A 215-nucleotide genomic window follows, 5' to 3' on the forward strand; every position below is an offset into this window, starting at 1 on the left:
CCTGGGCGACCAGCGAAAAGATCACCATGAACGCCGCAGGGCCGGACTATCTTTCAGACTTTTACTGCAGCGAAGGGACTTTGTACGACGCGATTTACGGTTTGGCGGCCGGCCTCAGCACTGAGGGAAGAAATATCACAGTAGTTCGATCGATCGACCTTAGTACAGGGACCGTCTCCATCGCGATCGAAGCTGGCTAGGAACAAAACGGTGCG

At 54.9% G+C, this 215-nt stretch carries 1 protein-coding gene; it reads left to right on the forward strand.

All coding sequences use genetic code 11. The features are described 5' to 3' along the window. Window positions 1–200, forward strand: a 200-nt coding sequence (locus A3709_RS24415) for a hypothetical protein (RefSeq protein WP_231871088.1), incomplete at its 5' end; no start/stop codon positions are given. Window positions 201–215: the final 15 nt, after the last annotated feature.

It is taken from the genome of Halioglobus sp. HI00S01, from assembly GCF_001635445.1.
Lineage (GTDB): Bacteria > Pseudomonadota > Gammaproteobacteria > Pseudomonadales > Halieaceae > Halioglobus > Halioglobus japonicus.